This is a genomic window from Candidatus Villigracilis saccharophilus (assembly GCF_016711665.1).
Genome location: NZ_JADJSO010000016.1, coordinates 1 through 18,763, shown reverse-complemented (window position 1 = coordinate 18,763; position 18,763 = coordinate 1). Strand labels below are relative to the sequence as shown.

Annotated in this window: 17 protein-coding genes and 3 pseudogenes; 15 read left to right on the top strand and 5 right to left on the bottom strand. The window is 50.0% G+C overall.

Annotated elements, in window-relative coordinates; translation table 11 throughout:
* Genes aroQ through IPL17_RS06930 form a run of 6 tightly spaced genes read left to right on the top strand, consistent with a single transcriptional unit; the run spans window position 1 to window position 5,019 of the window.
* Entirely contained in the window at window positions 1-435 is a 435-nt protein-coding gene (gene aroQ, locus IPL17_RS06955; protein ID WP_345306354.1) for a type II 3-dehydroquinate dehydratase, read from the top strand.
* On the top strand, window positions 432-1,217 hold the full coding sequence (locus IPL17_RS06950; RefSeq protein WP_345306353.1) for an alpha/beta fold hydrolase: 786 nt from the start codon (window positions 432-434) through the stop codon (window positions 1,215-1,217). The genes aroQ and IPL17_RS06950 overlap by 4 nt, the downstream gene beginning before the upstream one ends.
* On the top strand, window positions 1,207-2,334 hold the full coding sequence (locus IPL17_RS06945; protein WP_345306352.1) for an MFS transporter: 1,128 nt from the start codon (window positions 1,207-1,209) through the stop codon (window positions 2,332-2,334). Before IPL17_RS06950 ends, IPL17_RS06945 begins: the two co-directional genes overlap by 11 nt.
* Window positions 2,327-2,965 carry an MBL fold metallo-hydrolase gene (locus tag IPL17_RS06940; RefSeq protein WP_345306351.1) on the top strand — a complete coding sequence of 213 codons (639 nt, stop codon included), beginning with the start codon at window positions 2,327-2,329 and terminating at the stop codon, window positions 2,963-2,965. The genes IPL17_RS06945 and IPL17_RS06940 overlap by 8 nt, the downstream gene beginning before the upstream one ends.
* Window positions 2,966-2,999: 34 nt before the next feature.
* A complete protein-coding gene (locus IPL17_RS06935; protein ID WP_345306350.1) occupies window positions 3,000-4,121 on the top strand; it encodes an SPFH domain-containing protein in 1,122 nt (373 codons plus the stop codon).
* A gap of 7 nt (window positions 4,122-4,128) precedes the next feature.
* Window positions 4,129-5,019 carry a quinate 5-dehydrogenase gene (locus tag IPL17_RS06930; protein WP_345306349.1) on the top strand — a complete coding sequence of 297 codons (891 nt, stop codon included), beginning with the start codon at window positions 4,129-4,131 and terminating at the stop codon, window positions 5,017-5,019.
* A 55-nt stretch (window positions 5,020-5,074) separates the two neighbouring features.
* Here IPL17_RS06930 and IPL17_RS06925 read toward each other — a convergent pair whose 3' ends face one another.
* The 3 genes from IPL17_RS06925 to IPL17_RS06915 form a co-directional block, all read right to left on the bottom strand.
* Window positions 5,075-6,250, bottom strand: a complete 1,176-nt coding sequence (locus tag IPL17_RS06925) for a threonine synthase (protein ID WP_345306348.1) — start codon at window positions 6,248-6,250, stop codon at window positions 5,075-5,077.
* A 119-nt stretch (window positions 6,251-6,369) separates the two neighbouring features.
* A complete protein-coding gene (rny, locus tag IPL17_RS06920) occupies window positions 6,370-7,899 on the bottom strand; it encodes a ribonuclease Y (RefSeq protein WP_345306347.1) in 1,530 nt (509 codons plus the stop codon).
* Window positions 7,896-8,549, bottom strand: a complete 654-nt coding sequence (locus tag IPL17_RS06915) for a RecX family transcriptional regulator (protein WP_345306346.1) — start codon at window positions 8,547-8,549, stop codon at window positions 7,896-7,898. The genes rny and IPL17_RS06915 overlap by 4 nt, the downstream gene beginning before the upstream one ends.
* A gap of 446 nt (window positions 8,550-8,995) precedes the next feature.
* On the opposite strand from IPL17_RS06915, the gene IPL17_RS06910 reads away from it, so the two are divergent.
* Together IPL17_RS06910 and IPL17_RS06905 are read left to right on the top strand one after the other, a co-directional pair.
* A complete protein-coding gene (locus IPL17_RS06910) occupies window positions 8,996-11,254 on the top strand; it encodes an NADP-dependent malic enzyme (RefSeq protein ID WP_345306345.1) in 2,259 nt (752 codons plus the stop codon).
* A 94-nt stretch (window positions 11,255-11,348) separates the two neighbouring features.
* Window positions 11,349-12,581, top strand: coding sequence for an MFS transporter (locus IPL17_RS06905; RefSeq protein ID WP_345306344.1), 1,233 nt, complete (start codon window positions 11,349-11,351; stop codon window positions 12,579-12,581).
* Window positions 12,582-12,637: 56 nt separating this feature from the next.
* Here the strand turns inward: IPL17_RS06905 and IPL17_RS06900 are convergent, their stop codons facing one another.
* The gene (locus IPL17_RS06900; protein WP_345306343.1) at window positions 12,638-12,943 is read right to left on the bottom strand and encodes a zinc ribbon domain-containing protein; all 306 of its coding nucleotides are present in this window, start codon (window positions 12,941-12,943) and stop codon (window positions 12,638-12,640) included.
* Window positions 12,944-13,118: 175 nt separating this feature from the next.
* On the opposite strand from IPL17_RS06900, the pseudogene IPL17_RS06895 reads away from it, so the two are divergent.
* The 5 genes and pseudogenes from IPL17_RS06895 to IPL17_RS06875 all read left to right on the top strand — a co-directional run.
* A pseudogene (locus tag IPL17_RS06895) lies at window positions 13,119-13,310 on the top strand (Rdx family protein); the annotation flags it as partial.
* A 3-nt stretch (window positions 13,311-13,313) separates the two neighbouring features.
* Window positions 13,314-14,300 carry a tryptophan--tRNA ligase gene (gene trpS, locus IPL17_RS06890; RefSeq protein WP_345306342.1) on the top strand — a complete coding sequence of 329 codons (987 nt, stop codon included), beginning with the start codon at window positions 13,314-13,316 and terminating at the stop codon, window positions 14,298-14,300.
* Window positions 14,301-14,343: 43 nt separating this feature from the next.
* A complete protein-coding gene (gene dtd, locus IPL17_RS06885) occupies window positions 14,344-14,781 on the top strand; it encodes a D-aminoacyl-tRNA deacylase (RefSeq protein WP_345306341.1) in 438 nt (145 codons plus the stop codon).
* 5 nt (window positions 14,782-14,786) lie between these two features.
* On the top strand, window positions 14,787-15,278 hold the full coding sequence (locus IPL17_RS06880; RefSeq protein ID WP_345306340.1) for a nitroreductase family deazaflavin-dependent oxidoreductase: 492 nt from the start codon (window positions 14,787-14,789) through the stop codon (window positions 15,276-15,278).
* Window positions 15,279-15,450: 172 nt separating this feature from the next.
* A complete protein-coding gene (locus IPL17_RS06875; protein WP_345306339.1) occupies window positions 15,451-15,660 on the top strand; it encodes a cold-shock protein in 210 nt (69 codons plus the stop codon).
* A gap of 117 nt (window positions 15,661-15,777) precedes the next feature.
* Here IPL17_RS06875 and IPL17_RS06870 read toward each other — a convergent pair whose 3' ends face one another.
* Entirely contained in the window at window positions 15,778-16,521 is a 744-nt protein-coding gene (locus IPL17_RS06870) for a hypothetical protein (RefSeq protein ID WP_345306338.1), read from the bottom strand.
* A gap of 117 nt (window positions 16,522-16,638) precedes the next feature.
* Here IPL17_RS06870 and IPL17_RS06865 point away from each other — a divergent pair.
* Both IPL17_RS06865 and IPL17_RS06860 read left to right on the top strand, forming a co-directional pair.
* Window positions 16,639-17,798 (top strand): annotated as a pseudogene (locus IPL17_RS06865) (CoA transferase).
* A 143-nt stretch (window positions 17,799-17,941) separates the two neighbouring features.
* A pseudogene (locus IPL17_RS06860) lies at window positions 17,942-18,476 on the top strand (dihydrofolate reductase family protein).
* Window positions 18,477-18,763 lie beyond the last annotated feature (287 nt).

Sequence of the window (18,763 nt, the reverse complement as noted above, 5' to 3'; positions counted from 1 at the left end):
ATGAAAATTTTACTTTTGCACGGTCCGAATTTAAATTTGCTTGGTACTCGTGAGCCAGAAATCTATGGCGCGATGACTTTGGATGATATTAACGAAAAGATGATCGCGCTGGGAAAAGAACTTGGCACGGAAATAAAATGTCTGCAATCGAATCATGAAGGCGCGTTGATTGATGCGTTGCACGATGCGCGGACTTGGGCGAGCGGTGTGGTATTTAATCCTGGCGGGTACACTCACACTTCTGTTGCGCTGCGTGATGCGATTTCCGCAATTGTGATTCCTGTGATCGAGGTTCATCTTTCAAATGTGTATGCGCGCGAGGAGTTTCGGCATACATCTTTTGTTTCGGCGGTGTGTAAGGGGAAGGTCAGCGGGTTTGGCTGGCGTTCGTATGAATTGGGGTTGCGCGGGCTCATTGATATAATCAACGCGTGAACACTCAAACCATACAAACTGCTGAACCTTTTTTCCTGCCTGGTAATCGTACAGGCATTTTGCTTATTCATGGATTCACCGGCACGCCCAAGGAAATGCGCTGGATGGGGGAATACCTTAATCGTGAACTTGGTTTCACCTGTCTCGGTGTGAGACTGGCGGGACACGCAACCCGCCCCAAGGATATGGTTCGTTCGCGCTGGACCGATTGGACTGCTTCTGTTGAAGATGGTTACAATCTCCTGCGGGGTGTAACGGATCGGATCTATTTCGTTGGACTTTCGATGGGCGGGGCATTGTCTTTGCTGATGTCCACAAAACTGGATGTGAGAGGGGTGTTAACCATTTCCGCGCCGTATGAGATCCCAGATGAACATCCCGCGTGGCAAATTCAACTCTATAGCTATTTCAAAACATATCTTCCAAAGACCAAGGGCGAGCCTGGCACAGGCTGGTTTGACAAGGAAGCCTATCAGGAACATATCTCATATCCTTTGAATCCGATCCGCTCGGCGGCGGAGTTGAAGCTTTTGCTGGATAAGATGCATGCGGCTTTGCCTAAAATAACCGTGCCTGTGATGCTGATCCATTCAAAAGATGATGCGTATGTGCTGCCTGAGAATATGGAGAAGATTTACGAACGTCTGGTGAATGCATCAGACAAGACCAAGCTATACGTGACTGGATCAGGTCATGTTGTTACGCGTGATGCGGCTCGCCATCAGGTGTTTGAAACTGCCGGAAAATTTATCCAGCGGGTGGAGAGTCGAATTGAATCGTAATTTGTTTTTCGTGGCGGCGGCTTTATTCCTGTGGGGATTTGGCGAAGGGATGTTCTTTAATTTTGTGCCGATCTATCTTGACCTGCAATTTCTTTTAAGTAAATCTGAGATCGGATTGATCCTCGGCGCTTTTGGTTTTTTCATGGCGATCACGCATATCCCTGCGGGGCATCTTGCTGATCGAATCGGGCGCAGACCGCTGCTGGTTGGCGCGTGGGTACTTGGATTGGTTTCTACATTGACCATGGGCATTGCTCTGAAACTGCCGCTTTTTCTGGTCGGCCTGTTTGCTTACGGGTTGACGGCTTTTGTCTCATCCCCTTTGGGTAGTTATGTGACTGCTGCGCGTGGGAAGTGGCCTGTGGGAACTGTGCTCTCGCTCACCACTGCGACCTTTGGCATGGGCATGGTGCTGGGACCTGTTACAGGCGGATGGATTGGTGACCATTACGGCATGCGCATGAGTTTTTATGTTGCCGCAGTTGTGTTTGTTTTTTCAAATATTTTTATGTACTTTATTGAAAGTCAGCCAATCGACCATCATGACCCGGATGATCCTCCGCCGAGCCTGAGGAGCAACAAACAATTTATCACGCTCATCGGGGTGCTTGCATTTGCCATTTTTTCAATGTACATCGCACAGCCGCTCACTCCGAATTTCCTTGAAGGGGTGCGCGGACTTTCCCTGAGCCAGACTGGCTTGATCTTTACAGCGGGTGCCTTGGGAAACTCACTGCTGGCCATCACGTTCAGCCGTGCCAACCCCCGCCGCGGATATTTATTTACTCAGGCTTTGGTGATCCTGTTCGCTTTGTTAATTTGGAAAGGTACGTCTCTGCCTGCTTTCGCCTTGGGATATTTCCTGTTGGGCGGATTCCGCGCAAGCCGTCCGATGGCAATGGCGCAGGCGCGCGAGCTTGTGCATGAATCGCAAATGGGGGTGACCTATGGCATCATGGAAACTGTCAGCGCGATCATCTTTATTCTCACACCGCCAATCGCTGGTTTTTTGTTTGAACGTGACCCGATGATCCTTTATCCGCTTGCGGTTGGGTTGATCATGGTTTCGATCGTTGTAAGTTATATGTTTTTACCCCGGAAGGTGAGCCATGCTTGAAATAGTATCCTTTACTTTGGGTCCTGCCCAAACGAACGCCTATCTTGTTGCTGATGCTGAAACTAAAGAAGCGGCTGTCATTGACCCCTCATGGGATGGACATCTCATCCTCAAAACTGCTCAAGATCGCGGCTGGCGGATCGGTCATCTTTGGTACACGCACGCGCATTTCGATCATATCGGTGGTGCGGCGGCGATCGCGGATGCGTTGAATCCACTTCCGCATGTGGCACTGCATCCAGATGACCATGTCCTCTGGCGTGCGGGCGGGGGCGGCGCACTCTATGGCTTTGATATTGACCCCGGTCCCGAACCGACGATCGATTTTGTGCATGGCATGACTCTCAAACTTGGCTCGAACGAATTTGAGGTCCGGCACACCCCTGGGCATACGCGCGGACTTTGCGTTTTATATGTTGCCAAAGATGGTATTTGCTTCTGCGGTGACCTGATCTTCAAAGACAGCGTTGGCCGAACAGATCTGCCCGGGGGGGATTGGGCTGCATTGGAAAATAGTATCCGCACACAAATTTTTACAATGCCCAATGAAACCCTTTTGTTGTCAGGCCACGGTTCTGAAACAACGGTGGGGCATGAGAAGAAACATAATCCATTCGTGGGAATCAAGTAATTCCACTATATTCACAAAATGTAAGGAGATGAAAATGAAAAACCCGAATGCTCAAAACCCAAAGACAGACTCATCATCTTTTGGTCCAAGAAGATCCTTCTTTTCATTAATTCCAGGCTGGCTGATTGGTTCGATTATCGCGGTCGTTGTGATCGCTGTGCTCGCCGGAATCAGCCGTTCTTTCTGGTATTTTGAAGTAATCGAGAATGATCAGGTTGGTGTACGGATCGAAGCTGGTGAGATCCAGGGTGTAGTACAGCCTGGAATTGCATATGATTTTGGCCTGTTCGTGGATCTGGTTAAGATCACGACCAGCGCTGTTGCCATTACGGTCGATGACCCCGAATTGATCACGATTGATAAGCAGCGTATTGGCTTGGAAGTCACTGCTGATGTGTTTCGTCCGCGCGAAGCTGATATTGTTATCTCGAATTATTCACGCTATCGAAATATTTATTTGAACGATGAATCTCTTCAGCAACGCATGACCGCTTTTACTTTGCAAGCCATGAAGGTTTGTGTAGGTGATAAGAAATTTGATGAAGCTGTCATTGGGTCCGGGCGCGACGATCTGCGGGCATGCATCGATGATGAGCTGGGCGGTTTGGCTGAACCGCTGGGATTGGAAGTCCGCAACGTAGCCGTGCCGCAAATTTCCATATCACCCGAAGTGCAGGCTGGGTTGGATGCCATTGTGCAAAGCCGCTTGGCCACTGAAAAAGCAAAACAGGACGCAGAAAAGGCCAAACAGGAAGCCATTGCCCAACAAGCTGTAGAAGAAGGCCGCATTCGTGTAGAACAATCCAAACTGCAGGAAGAGGCAAGGCAGCAGGCTATTTTGCAGGATATCAAGCGCCAGCAGTTGGAAGCCGAACTTGCCGTGATCGAGCAGGAAAAAATTAATACGCAAGTCCAATTGGAATTAATCGCACTCCAGCAAAAAGTCGCAGATCAACAGGCTTTGGTCGATATCGCCAAGGAATTGGCTCTGGCTGAACTTTACAGGAATTCCCCGGCATTTGTTTCCTTGCAAATTGCGCTGGCAAATTCGGCGGCAATCAAGGATACCGATAAACTTATATTTACTCCGGATGGCGTCTTCCCAAATTTAATTTTTTCGAACGGCACCCTGCCGACATTCAATGTAAATCCATAATGCTGTTATGAAACGCGCGGTTAGCATCAGTCTTGGAAGCTCAAGTCGCGATAAAAGTGTGCGGGTGAACCTTAATGGGCAGGAGATCCTTGTTGAGCGCATTGGCACAGATGGCGACATCGAGAAGGCGCGCCGCATGTATCTGGATTTGGACGGAAAAGTGGATGCATTTGGCGTAGGCGGCGTGGATCTTTATCTTCGTTTGGATGAAAAAGAATACCCGCTTCACGCCGCGCTCAAGCTTGTCTCTGGTATCAAGCAGACTCCGCTCTGTGATGGTCGTGGACTTAAGCACACCCTAGAGCGGCGTGTGTTTCAACTGGCAAAATCTCAACTGGGAGATGTCCACTTTAAGCAGGCATTTGTCCCCGTGGCAGTGGATCGATCTGGTCTGGCTGAAGCAGTTGCCGAGGTCGCGGATAGAACTGTGTTCGGTGATTTGATGGTTGCCCTGGGAGTTCCAATTCCCATTTATGGTATCCCCGCCTTCAAACGAGTCGCGCGAGTCATGCTGCCGATTGTCAGTCATTTCCCGATGAACATGATCTTCTATGGCAGTGACGGCGCGGAACAAGAACCGAAGTACACGAAATACTTTAATGAGTCTGACTTGATCGCCGGTGATTTTCTTTTTATGCGGAAATACATGCCGATGGATCTGTCTGGAAAAACTGTTGTGACGAACACTACTACGGAAGAAAATATCGATCTGCTAAGGTCTCGCGGCGTGAAAATATTGATCACCACTACGCCGCGTTTCGATGGCCGTTCTTTTGGTACAAATATGAACGAAGCCATGCTCGTGGCGTATGCGGGTATGGGGAGAAGATTGACGGATGACGAATTGAATGAATTTATTGATGAATTAATGCTTTACCCAACAGTGATTCAATTTTAAGCCCCCCCGACTCAAAGGCGGGAGCGCCTAACCTTCCCGCCTTTGAGTTTAACTTTTATTCAACCAGATCGAGATATTTCAATCCTGTGCCTGTGTTGAATAGAACAACTCGTTCATCAGGTTGTATCCATTTTTGCATGACAAGTTCCTTCAAAGCCGCTAATGTTGCGGCTCCTTCCGGAGCCGCGAAGATGCCTTCCTGCACGGCAAGCTCTTTTTGTGCTTTGATGATGGAAGCGTCACTGACCGCAACCGCTGTCCCTGCACTCTCGCGGATATTTGCAAGAATGAGACGGTCTGCGAAACTTTTTGGCACGCGCAGACCAGACGCCATTGTTTGCGCGCCTGTCCAAAACTCACAAGATGATGCGCCTGAGTTGAAAGCTTTTATCACCGGCGCACAGCCTTCCGCCTGCACCGAGACCATGCGCGGACGTTTGGTCTTCTCCAGCCAGCCAAGTTCTTCAAGTTCATTGAATGCCTTCCACATGCCGACCAGACCTGTGCCTCCCCCGGTTGGGTAGATGATGACATCAGGCAATGTCCAGTTGAAGGCTTCTGCCAGTTCGTATCCCATAATCTTTTTGCCTTCCATGCGGTAGGGTTCCTTAAATGTGGAAAGATCGAACCAGCCTTCGGCACGGGCTTTTTCGCCGGCTAATTTTGCAGCGTCGCTGATGAGTCCATCTACCAGGATGACTTCCGCGCCGACGATGCGGCTTTCGATCATGTTTGCCGAGGGTGTATCTCTGGGCATGTAGATAAGCGATCTCATCCCGGCGCGCGCGGCATAGGCGGCCATCGCTCCGCCGGCATTGCCTGCGGTGGGGATGATGACCTTGTTGATTCCCAGTTCTTTGGCTTTGGATACCGCCGCTGAAAGTCCACGTGCCTTGAACGAACCGGTTGGGTTGGTGCTTTCATCTTTTACAAAGAGATTGGAAAGACCAAGCGTGTTTCCAATGCGGGGGAGTGGTAATAAGCCTGTATCGCCTTCGCCCAAGGTGACCATATTTTGCGGTTCGCGCACCGGCAGTAGTTCTTGCCAGCGCCACATGCCCTTTGGACGTTTGGTAATTTCATCCCGATCCAAATGCTCTCTTGCAGCATTTAGATAGTAATTGGAAATAAGCGCTGAATTACAGTCCGTACAGAATGTTTGAACTGTTTCTGCGGAATAGGATTTTCCGCAGTTTGAGCAGGTGAGATTCGTGAGATAGGATGTTTTCATAGATCCTCCATAGCCAACTCTAGCACAGTGATTTTTTAATAAAAAACATCGCTCAAGATGCAATGGTGATTTTAGCATCTTGAGCGATGGGGAAGTTCATTGCTTTAATTTTTTAATGTTTACTTGGCGTATTCAGTGGAGCGTGTTTCGCGGATAACGGTCACGCGGATCTGACCTGGATATTGCATGGTCTCTTCGATCTTTTTCGCAATGTCACGAGCCAATCTTGCGGAGGATAGGTCGTCAATTTGATCGGGTTTGACGAGAATGCGGACTTCGCGTCCCGCCTGAATGGCGAAGGCTTGTTGTACGCCGTCAAATGACATGGACATTTCTTCGAGTGAGCGGATGCGTTTGATGTAGGCTTCGAGATCTTCGCGGCGGGCACCGGGACGGGCGCCGGAGATCGCGTCTGCTGCTTCAGCGATGACCGCTTCAACAGTATCCTGATCAATTTCATGGTGGTGCGAAGCGATCGCATTCACTACAACAGGGTTGACGCCATAGCGTTTGCAGAATTCCGCGCCCAGGCCTGCGTGCGTGCCATCCTGATTATGATCCATGGCTTTGCCAATATCATGCAGGAAACCGCCTTGCTTGGATAGCTCGATGTTCGCGCCAAGTTCTGCGGCGAGAATGCCAGCCAGCTTGGAAACTTCGACTGCATGGGCAAGCTGATTCTGTCCATACGATGTGCGGAACTTCAGACGCCCCATCATACGCAGGACTTCGATATGCAAGCCGGTCACATTGGCTTCGTATGCGGCCTGTTCACCTGCTTCATTGATGATCTTTTCAACCGCCTTGGTCTCATCTTCCACGATCTTTTCAATATGTGCGGGATGGATGCGTCCATCGAGAATTAACTTGGATAACGCGCGGCGGCCAATTTCACGGCGCACCGAGTCAAAGCAGGAGACGGTCACAGAATCGGGAGTATCGTCCACGATCACATCCACGCCAGCTGCCTGTTCGAAGGCTTTGATATTGCGTCCGTTGCGGCCGACGATGCGTCCCTTCATTTCTTCGCTTGGCAGCGTCACAACGGCGCGAGTGACTTCAGCCACATGTTCAGATGCCACACGCTGGATCGCGTCTGCGATCAACTTGCGGGCGCGTTTTTCGCCTTCTTCGCGTGCTTCCGCTTCGATCTGGCGGATGATGCGCGCCATATCGCCGCGAGCTTCTTTTTCAACCGAAGCGAACAATTCCTTGCGCGCTTCATCCTGGGTCATGTTGGCGACTTGCTCAAGTTTTTTTGCTTGATCTTCGTACAGTTTGTCAATTTCATTGGCGCGCTTGTCAACTTGTGATTGGCGCTTATTCAATGTTGCTTCGCGTTGTTCGATCTTGTCGAAGCGGCTGTCAAGTTCGCCGCGGCGTTTGTCAAGCCGCTCAGTTTCGCGGTTCAACTCTATGCGGCGTTCCTTCATTTCTGATTCTGCCGCCTGAATGATCTTGGTCGCGCTTTCACGCGAACCGCTTTCGATCAAACGCGCCTGTGACGTTGCGGCTTTTAAAATATCGTCGGCTTTTTCCTGCTTCGCTTTGGCGGCGATATCAGCTTGATAGCGGTGGAAAAAATATCCTGCGGCAACGCCTATGATCAGCGTTATAAAATCAATAAGTAAAACTAAAATAGGATTCATGGTATGTCCTCGTCTTCGTATTGTTGTGCATCAAGGCGTGTTTCGTTCCATATTCTGGTGACGATGGGCGCGATGGTGGAATATGAGAATCCACGACGGGCAAGGAATTCGCTCAACTTCTTACGAAACTCGTTCCACTCCTGACCTTTGAATCGGGCCGCTCGTTTCAGGCCTGCTTCGTAGGCGAGGGCATCTTCGTCCACTTCGGACAGGGATGCCTGGATTGCTTCATTGTTGAGTCCCTTTTGGCGTAATTCGATCTCCAATGCTCGTTTGCTGCGCGGGCGGAATGTACTTCGATTTTCCACCCACATTTGGGCAAATTGATTGTCATCCGCAAGCCTGGACCTTTTGAGTCGTTCAAGAGTTTCCTCTACGATCTCGTCTGGGATTTCATGCTTGCGTAAGTTCTGTCTTATTTCCTTTTCTGAACGGGCGCGATAACTAAGATAGAGCAGTGCTTGTTGATAGGCGCGTTCGCGTGTATCGTCTGCCTGCAATTTGCCTATCTTTTCTTCGCTGAGTACATCTCCCGTTTTTAGCCATGCGGCTGTGATGCGTGCCAGCCCGAAAGCGAACTCTCCATCGAGGAAAATATTCACCCGATCGGGTTTGTGCTTTTGTGCTGTGATGGCGGTTATCTTTTTCATTAACATTAAGTAAACAGCCAAGGCCTCCGACGGAATCGGCCCTGGCTGTTGAAAATGTCTGGGTTGGCTGAGTCAACTCACAGTCGCTTAAGAGGCGAGAGGAGATAGTTCAAAACGTAAATGACGGTTTACATCATCTACAGCACAGAATTTCAGGTGAAGCCTGTTGAATGTTCTCAAAAAATATCCCTGATAGACTTCACAAATTAACTCCCATTTATTGGGGGAGGAGCGTGCACCATTTTCCAGTTAGTTTCAAGCCAAGCCGTACGCGGCGAAAGTTTCGTAATGAAATCCCGAAGGATTATTTGAATTATACATTAATTTTTGCGCATAGGGGGAAACCTAATCAAAAAATTCGTGACAAATGGAACTAGGTGAATCTGACAGGTTGTGCAATAATTCGGAGGATTTGTACGATTTCTGTCTATTTCAATGGAGGCTGTATGGCTAAGATCACACGTGAAGATGCGCTTGAATATCATCGTCTAAAGGGTAAGCCTGGCAAGATCGCAGTTGTGCCGACCAAACCGATGGATACGCAGAGAGATTTGAGTTTGGCGTATTCGCCTGGCGTGGCGGAACCTGTTTTGGATATCGAGAAAAACCCTGATGACGCCTATGAATACACGTCCAAAGGCAATTTAGTGGCGGTTGTGTCCAATGGTACAGCGATCCTGGGTCTTGGCGACCGCGGTGCCCTGGCAAGCAAGCCTGTTATGGAAGGCAAAGGGGTGTTATTTAAAAAATTTGCGGATATTGATGTTTTTGACATTGAATTGGATTCCCACGACCCGGATGAGATCATCAAGGTAGTGGCCGCGATCTCTCCGACCTTTGGCGGGATCAATCTCGAAGATATCAAAGCCCCCGAATGTTTCTACATCGAAGAAGAACTCAAGAAGATGCTGAATATTCCCGTCTTCCACGACGATCAGCACGGCACTGCGATCATTTCATCTGCGGCTTTGGCAAATGCTTTGGAGATTGTCGGCAAGCGGCATGATGAGATCAACATTGTTATTTCCGGCGCGGGCGCTTCGGCCATCTCTTGCGCGGAACTGGCGATCAGTTGGGGTGTGAAGCGCGAAAATATCATGCTCGTGGATACGAAGGGTGTTGTCTATAAAGGACGCAAGGAAGGTATGAACAAGTACAAGGACCTTCTTGCAGTGGACGATAAAGGACACCGTACCCTGTCCGATGCAGTTCAAGGCGCGGATGTGTTCTACGGCCTTTCTGTGGCGAATGTATTAACGCCCGAGATGGTCAAGACCATGGCGGCTGACCCGATCATCTTTGCGATGGCGAATCCCGACCCCGAGATCAAGCCTGAGTTGGCAAAGGCGGCCCGCAAGGACGTGATCATCGCGACAGGTCGTTCTGATTATGCAAACCAGGTGAACAATGTGCTTGGCTTCCCATACATCTTCCGCGGTGCTTTGGATGTGCGCGCAAGGCAGATCAACGAAGAGATGAAGTTCGCTGCCTCCCAGGCTTTGGCCGCGCTTGCCAAGGAGGATGTGCCGGATTCTGTTATCCGCGCTTATGGCGGCGAAGCGATCAAGTTTGGGCGCGAGTACATCATCCCCAAACCATTGGATCCGCGTGTCCTGCTTTGGGAAGCTCCCGCCGTTGCTGCAATGGCGATGAAGACCGGTTTTGCGCGCAAGCCCATTGACATTGACGAATACAAGGAACAGCTTGCGTACCGCCAGGGCAAGGGCGAGCGCATCCGCTACTTCTTCCAGAACAAGGCGCGATCTTCGGGCGGCACAAAACGCATCGCGTTCGCGGAAGGCGAAGAGCAGAAGATCATCCGTGCCGCGTATCAAATTCAGGAGGAAGGCATTGCCACTCCTGTTTTGATCGGACGTCAGGATGTGATCGAAGCACAGATTACCACCCTTGGCATGGAGTACAAACCCGAGGTGGTTGATCCCGATAAATTCGGAAAGATCGAGGCCTACGCCAAGTCCTTCTATGAGCTGCGTCAGCGCAAGGGCATGATGCTGCATGACGCGATCAAGAAAGTGCGTGACCCCAACATCCTCGGTTCATTGATGGTCAAGATGGGTGATGCGGATGCGTTTATTTCCGGTCTGACCTATGATTATCCTGATGTGATCCGTCCCGCCTTGCAGGTCCACGGCACCGCCCCCGGTGTCGCACGCGCAGCGGGTGTGTACATTATGATCTTTGAGGAAAAAGTCTTCCTCTTCACCGATGCGACTGTGAATATCGATCCGACAGCTGAAGACCTCGCGGACATCGCCGCCCTGGCAGCGGATTACGCCAAGAAGCTGGAGATAGACCCGCATGTGGCTTTCCTCTCCTTCTCGAACTTCGGTTCCACGCCGCACCCGCTTTCGAACAAGGTCCGCAAGGCTGTTGAGTTGATCAAAGCCCGCCGCCCCGACCTGCGCGTGGATGGCGAAATGCAAGCGGATACCGCTGTTGTGCCGGAAATCGGAGAAGAACGCTATCCGTTCAGCGCGGTGAAGGATGCCAATGTATTGGTATTCCCATCGCTTGAGTCAGCGAACATCGCCTACAAGCTTTTGGCTCGTCTTGGAAATGCCAAAGCCATCGGACCGATCTTGCTCGGCGTCGGCGCACCTGTACACGTCCTGCAGACTGGTGACGATGTGAATGCCATCGTTCAGATCGCTTCCGTAGCGATCATGGATGCGATGGGACGATAGTAAAAAAATAATTGATTTGAAAGCGACCTTGAGTTTTTGCTCAAGGTCGCTTTTGTTGCAGGTATAATCTCGCATCTTTATATAAGGACAATCGATGACGAATCTTGAATCCATTGCGCGCAAAATAACGACCATTCTTTTTGCTCAACAGTCCCTGGCTTCGGCGGGATTTATCGCGGCGGCAACCCTCAACTCCATTGTCGGCAAAGAACTTAGCGGCCATTCAAGCTGGGCGGGTGTTCCGTCTGCCGTGTATCTTTTGGCAGGCGCGTTTGCCGCATTTATGTGGGGCTATGTTTTTGATGCCATCGGCCGCCGCGGCGGGTTGACTGTTGGCTTGAGCATTGGCGTTCTGGGTTCGGGCATTGCGTTCTATGCCATCATGATCCACTCATTCCCGGTCTTTCTTGGCGGCATGATCCTGATGGGCGTTACAAATTCTGCGGTCCAATTAGGTCGTTTTGCGGCGGCGGAAGTCAATCGTCCCGAACATCGCGGACGCGCCATTTCCAATGTGGTCATCGGCGGGACGGTCGGCTCGGTGATCGGTCCTTTTGTGGCAGGACCCGCCGGTGCGTTGGTCAAACCTTTTACAGGTGATGAACTCGCAGGGGTCTACCTGGTATGTATGATCCTGTTTGCAATTGCGGCAGTGGTCGTTTTCTTTGGACTGCGCCCCGATCCGCGTGAGATCGGTAAAGAGGTGGCGGCAAAATTCCCGGAGGCAGTGACAGGCTCGGGCGAAGTGCGAAGCGTGCGCGAAATCCTTCGTCAACCTGCCGCGCAAGTTGCAGTGATCAGCATGGTGCTGGGACAGATGGTGATGGTGCTGGTCATGGTGATCACATCCCTGCATATGCGCGACCATGATCACATGCTCGGTGACATCTCGATCGTCATCTCTGCCCACACGGTCGGCATGTATGCCTTCTCGATCATTTCCGGGCGGCTCTCCGACCAGTGGGGGCGGGGACAGGTCATCATGGTCGGCGCGGCGACGCTTGTGATCGCCTGTGTTGCGGCAACGATCTCTCCCGATGTGCTTCCGCTGGGCGTTGCTCTATTTCTGTTGGGACTCGGTTGGAATTTTTGTTATGTGGGCGGCTCCACTCTGCTGGCCGATCAACTTTCCCCGTTGGAACGTTCGCGCACGCAGGGCTTCAGTGACCTGATGGTCGGGTCAGCTTCCGCCGTTGGGAGTTTAAGCAGCGGATTTATCTTCGCCGCATTGGGATATAACACGATGGCGTTTGTCAGCGCGGCATTCGCTGTCATTCCCCTGATCTTCGCTTCGATCTGGACCTTGAAACTGGGGCGAAAAAAATAGGCATTCTCTTAAAAAAATAGAGCGGGACCATCGTCCCGCTCTATTCAATCAACCCTTTATTTTTCCGAGCTTTTGCTGGTTTCAGCCGCAGCAGGCTTGCTTTCTGTGGATGTGGTTTCCTTCGATTCGCTTTTCTTTTCTTCCTTGTCGGCTTTCTTCATCTTGGAAGTATCGCCCGAAGGGGATTTATGATCGGTCGCGTAGAAACCTGAACCCTTAAAGATGATCTTGGTTGGGGTAATGACCTTCTTAAGCGCTTTCTTGCGGCACTCGGGGCAGGTCTTCAATGGGGTGTCTGTGAAGGATTGATGGCGTTCGAATTGGATCCCACAAGCTTCACAACGATAAGTATAGACTGGCATTTTTTCTCCTTGCATTTCTTTCCATAACAACGCTACAGATTATAGCGTGATTGGTGGGGAGGGGCAAGTCTGTGAGACCCCATGTTATAATTTTCTAATAAAAGTATCGAAAACGGAGAATTCCATGCTGAAAATAGAGATCACCTACTGCGCAGTTTGACACTATACCAATCGGGCCGTGAGCCTGGTGGACGAATTACTCAAAGAGGTCGAGCATGTGATCGAATCGGTGGCTTTAATTCCCTCGGACGGGGGCAGGTTCGAGGTCAGCGTGAACGGGGAACTGGTCTTCTCGAAATTACAGGCGAAACGTCACGCGGAAGCGGGCGAGGTTCTCACTCTCATTCATAAAATGGTTGAAGGATAAAGAATGGCGAAAAAAGGCAGAGTATTTTCGGGCGCACGCCCAACTGGGAAGCAGCATCTTGGAAATTATTTGGGCGCAATTAATAATTATGTCGCGATGCAGAATGAGTATGATTGTATCTACTGCATCGTGGATGTCCACGCGCTGACCACGGTCGAGACCACGCAGGAACTGAAACAGAATACCTTGGAAATGGCGCTGGATTGGCTCGCGGCGGGGATCCGCCCAGAAGATTCCATTGTCTTCGTTCAGTCGCATGTGCCGCAGGTGATGGAACTGCATACCTATCTTTCGATGGTGACACAGTTCGGCAAGTTGACCGATCTGCCGACTTTCAAGGAGAAAGTCCGCCAGCAGCCTGAGAATATTAATTATGGTCTGGTTGGTTATCCTGTGTTGATGACCGCGGACATCGTGCTGTACAAGACGGACATTGTCCCAGTCGGCATTGACCAGGCCCCACATATCGAATTCGCGCGCGAGATCGTGCGCTCCTTCAATTATCGCTATCATACAAAGGCGTTGGTTGAGCCACAGGTGAAACATACTGAAGTCTTGAAGGTGCTTGGCATTGACGGCAAAGATAAAATGGGCAAGAGTTTGAATAATCACATTGAACTCGCCACCACACCCGAAGCGACGGTCAAGCGTGTCAAGGAAATGGTCACTGACCCTGCTCGCCTGCGCCGCACGGACCCGGGCAACCCGGATATTTGCAACGTGTTCACCATGCACAAACTCTTCTCTCAACAAGAGGAAGTGGACATGATCAATACCGAATGCCGCAAGGCGGGTATTGGCTGTGTGGATTGCAAACTACGCTTCGCCAATAATCTGAACAAACATCTTGAGCCTTTCCGCGCCAAACGCGCAGAACTGGCGGCTGACCCAAATAAGATCCAAGATATTTTGCATGACGGTGCAAACCGTGCCCGTGCCATCGCCGAGCAGACCATGGTCGAAGTGCGCGAAGCGATGCAACTTCCATAATCTTGTAGGGGCGGGGTTACCCCGCCCCTGCCTTGAAAATTTTATGCGTTTATTGATCCAGCGAGTTTCCCAGGCAAGTGTTATGGTAGAACAAAAGACCATTTCCCAAATAGGAAATGGTCTGCTGATTTTATTAGGCATTGGTCATGGCGATGGTGAATCGCAGGCGGCCTTCCTTGCTGAAAAAGTAGCGAACCTGCGCATCTTTGAAGATGATCAAGGCAAGACCAATCTTTCGGTGTTGGATGTGAAAGGGGAAGCCATTGTCGTTTCACAATTCACCTTGTATGCTGATACCCGCAAGGGAAGACGCCCGTCATTTATTGACGCGGCATTACCCGAAGTTGCTTCTCCGTTAGTGGATCGATTTGTTGAGTTATTACGCAGTCACGGTGTGCCGACTCAAACGGGTCAGTTCGGCGCGCACATGGATGTGGAAATTCACAATAATGGACCTGTCACGATCTGGCTGGAAAAATAATTGTAATGAGATCACATCCCAACAAATTCCAACGCGGCTTGCTTACCATCTTTATGCAAAGATCGGTCACGGCAGTAATCACTCCCGTCCTTCACAGAGTGGATGGCTTTTTCTGGAAGATAAGCGCGGGGCGTTTTTTCTTTTCCAGCAAGCTTGTGGGGATACCCGCATTGCGGATCACAACGATCGGCGCAAAAAGTAAACAGCCGCGCTCTCTTGTCTTGTATGGATTTAGTGAGCATGAAAAAATCGCGTTGATCGCCTCTAACTTTGGGCAAACAAACAACCCCTCATGGTATTACAACCTCAAAGCCAACCCGAAATGTCAGGTTGAATGGAAAGGGCGATCGGCTGAATACATCGCTCATGAAGCCGCTGGTGAGGAGTACCAAAAATATTGGGACATGGCTGTGTCCTATTACAAAGGCTATGATCTTTACAAGATCCGCGCCGCTCACCGTCATATTCCTGTCATGATTTTGGTACCCGCAAAATAATTGTCAATATGAGAATTTCATGATAAAGTTGCGCTCGTAGGATGCAAGTGGCTTTTCGTTGTGGAAGTATAAAGACAATGGATCAAGGGACGACTTTGAGAAGTTTTTTTGACCGCCCGATGAAAGACATACTGCGTCACCTTATTTTTTTATTTGCTGTAGGAGGCAAAAAATGTCTGATCGTGTAATCGGTACGGTTAAATGGTTCAATGGTACTAAGGGTTTCGGCTTCATCGAACGTGAAGGCGGCCCGGATGTCTTCGTCCACTTCTCTGCCATCAAGGGCGACGGCTTCAAGAACCTTCAGGAAGGCCAGAAAGTCGAATTCACAATCGAAAAAGGCCCCAAAGGTTTACAAGCTGCTGACGTCGTAGTTCTGTAATTCTTAACCAACCAAAAAGAGTCCCGCTGAAAAGCGGGGCTCTTTTCTTTTTAGAAGATAGACAATTGACTGTTGACTATTGTTGCTGGGGATGGTCCATCATCTATGGTCAATGGTCTAAATCGCTTCTTTCGGGACCCATAGCTGGGCATCTGTTTCGACAGCCATTGCCCCAGCTGACAGCATATCCGCCGCGTCTTGTTCTGTCCACACCCCTCCCGCTCCAATGATGGGAAGCCCGATCATCCTCGCCGAGCGGACAAGATCCAACGAGCGCGGAAATAATGATCGGCCATACAGCCTGCCAGTGATCAATTTTTCGCCCTGCATCACCGCCCCGCGCGGACTTGATATGCTGATGGCCGCTGCGCCGCCTTGAATTAACTTTGGCCCCAGTGATAATACTTGTTCAGCGGGCAATGAAAATATTAACGGCAATTCCCCAACACACATTTCCAAATTCAATAGAATAATATCGTCCGATAATAATGGCGCGAAGCCAAGTTCCACCGCCATCACGTTCTCGATATTCTCAAGGCTTCTTACCATTTGCTGAGTCTCTTCGGGGCGGTCAGCCATCAGGTTGACAATGATGGGCATGTCTGCGCGGTTCCAGCGTGCGCCATGTTTTTTGATCACAGACGATAACCCGTCATTCGGCAGGCCGGTATGTAGCAGGAATCCGCCGGGGAATTCGATCACAGCCGGTTGGGCAGCCGGCAGGCGCGAGCGCAGAGAGATCGGATTCGTGATGAACGCCCCGAATGAATCCAGATCAATCCCGTTGCGCGGATCAGGCGCGAATCCCAATGATCCCGCCGCATTCATGATTGGTTTGCTAAAATAGAGGTCACGTTTCATATTGTTTTTTTTTCGTCATTGCGAGGGCGGTGTTCTTTCGCCCGAAGCAATCTCCAACATTGTCACGGAGATTGCTTCGTCGCTCCGCTCCTCGCAATGACGGGAAGTAGGAGAGTTATGCAACCCTTACAAGGAATTCGTGTGTTGGATCTAAGCCGCGTGTTGGCTGGCCCTTATTGTACGATGGTTCTCGGTGACTTGGGTGCGGATGTGATCAAAGTGGAGCCGCCCGAAGGTGATGAGACTCGCGGCTGGGGGCCGCCGTTCGCGGGAGGGGAGAGCGCGTATTATTTATGCGTCAACCGTAACAAGCGCGGGATTGTGATCAACTTGAAAACGGATGAGGGCAAAAAGTTTTGCGCGACCTTGCATTGCAAAGTGATGTGCTGGTTGAAAATTTCCGCCCCGGTACGCTGGAAAAATTTGGTCTGGATTTTGAAACCCTGCATGAGTTGAATCCAAAGTTGATCTATTGCTCGATCACAGGTTTTGGGCAGACAGGTTCGATGAAGGATAAGCCCGGTTATGATTTTATGATCCAGGCGCTGGGCGGATTGATGAGCATCACGGGTGAGCCCGAAGGCGAGCCGATGAAAACAGGCGTGGCAGTCGTGGATTTGTTCGCGGGGCAAAATGCGATCATTGCGATCCTAGCCGCATTACAGGCGCGGACAATGACCGGGCGCGGGCAGCATCTTGATATTTCATTATTTGATTCGCAGTTGGGCTGGCTGGCGAATGTGGCTAGTAATTATTTGATCTCTGGCAAACTGCCGAAACGTCACGGCAATGCGCATGCGAACATTGTTCCGTATCAAAGTTTTCAAGCCAGTGATGGTTGGTTTGCGATCGCGGTGGGGAATGATAAACAATTTTTGCGCTTGTGTGAAATGCTTGGGAAACCTGAAATTGCAGTGGATGAAAAATTCGCCACGAATTCTGGGCGTGTGCAAAACCGCGCAGAGATCATTCCCTTGCTGGCATCCATTTTTAACAACGCTTCTGTCTCTGAGTGGCTGGCGAAACTGGACAAAGCCGAAATCCCATGCGGACCGATCCAAGGCTTTGAGCAGGTCTTTTCAATGCCGACTGTCAAAGAGCGTGGGATGCTTGTGAAGATGGATCACCCGACAATTGGCGAACTGCCTTTGGTTGGCTCACCATTGAAGATGAGCGATACGCCCGTGCAGTATCGTCTGCATCCGCCATTGATGGGGGAGCATACGGATCAGGTGTTGAGGGAGTTAAGGCCGAATGATGATGGATGGGATGAATAAAAATTTAATGCTAAAAATAATTGGGTTTATACTATCTCCAACGATTTTTTATTTCAGAGTCATTGCGTTTGAAATCTTCATGTTTGCGTTGGCACACTTTCCTTCGATAATAAAGGATTAAAATAATGTCAGAAGAACAACAAATGAGAAAAGTTATTTTTGCAATCAACATCACGATAGACGGCTGTTGTGGTCATGAAACGGGGATCGTCGACGACAAATGCACGAGTACTTCACTGCTCTTGCGTGATTCAGGCGTTGAAATTCTCGGACGCAACACGTATCACTTGATGTATCCGTACTGGCACGATGTCGCAGTGGATCAATCGGAAACGAACGGACCAACGAATTGCGCGTACATTCGATTCAATCCCAAAGATTGTCTTTTCAACGACGTTGAAGAGCGGAGTGGAACAACACGACGCTTTTCCACGCAAATCTTCGAGAAGAGATTATGAAGTTAAAACAACAGCCAGGGAAATATTTCATTGGTGGATTAAACATCGCAGCGCAAGTTGCACAATGGGATCTCATTGACGAGAGTATCACTTTGTCGTTCACCTGATCATTGCGGGAAAAGGTCCGCGCTTGTTCGAAACGGGCAGGGACCTGACATTAAAACTTGTCGGGTCAAAAACGTTTCGTTCGGGAGTTGTTGCGTTACATTATAAGAAATAGCTTTTGAAGATGAGCGATACACCATGGGCGTATCGCTCATCTTCGCCGTTGATAGGAGTATACGCAGGAAGTGTTGAGGGAGTTAAAAGCCGAATGATCGAAGCAGTAAAAATTGCAGGACTTTCTTGAAACCTCCTACGCTGTAATACGTAAAGAAATAACCAATTTTATTTATCGAGGAGAATCATGAAAGCTATACTATTCACGGAATACGGATCACCGGATGTTCTACAGTATAAAGATGTGGAAAAACTGTGCTGGGGACAATGAGGTTTTGATAAAAGTTT